Origin of the sequence: Streptomyces anandii JCM 4720, assembly GCF_014650655.1 — a bacterium.
GTDB lineage: Bacteria > Actinomycetota > Actinomycetes > Streptomycetales > Streptomycetaceae > Streptomyces > Streptomyces anandii.
Map to the genome: position 1 here is coordinate 160,047 of NZ_BMVJ01000016.1, position 673 is coordinate 160,719.

Genomic DNA, 673 nt, shown 5'->3' on the forward strand with positions numbered 1-673 from the left:
CCAACCACACCGCTGCCTCCGAGTACGAGATCTCCGACCGCGTGCACGAGCTGTCCGAGGCGGGCGCCCGCCTCGCCCGCGAGGCCGCCGACGAGTACGCGGCCCGCGACGGCCGCACCCGCTGGGTGCTCGGCTCGATCGGCCCCGGCACCAAGCTGCCCACCCTCGGCCACGTCGGCTACACCGCCATCCGCGACGGCTACCAGGCCAACGCCGAGGGCCTGCTGGCCGGCGGCGCGGACGCGCTGATCGTGGAGACCACCCAGGACCTGCTCCAGACCAAGGCCTCCGTCCTCGGCGCCCGGCGCGCCATGGAGGCCACCGGCACGGACGTGCCCCTGCTGGTGTCGATGGCCTTCGAGACCACCGGCACCATGCTGCTCGGCTCCGAGATCGGCGCCGCGCTCACCGCGCTGGAGCCGCTCGGCATCGACATGATCGGCCTCAACTGCTCGACCGGCCCCGCCGAGATGAGCGAGCACCTGCGCTACCTCACCCGCCACTCCCGCATCCCGCTGCTGTGCATGCCCAACGCGGGCCTGCCGGTCCTCACCAAGGACGGCGCGCACTTCCCGCTCGACCCCGAGGGCCTGGCCGACGCCCAGGAGAACTTCGTACGTGACTACGGGCTGTCGTTGGTGGGCGGGTGCTGCGGTACGACGCCGGAGCATCT

1 protein-coding gene is annotated in these 673 nt (G+C 72.8%); it reads left to right on the top strand.

Annotation, left to right across the window (positions count from 1 at the left end):
* Positions 1 to 673: homocysteine S-methyltransferase family protein (locus IE249_RS25980; RefSeq protein WP_229859275.1), on the top strand; the 673-nt coding region annotated here is incomplete at both ends.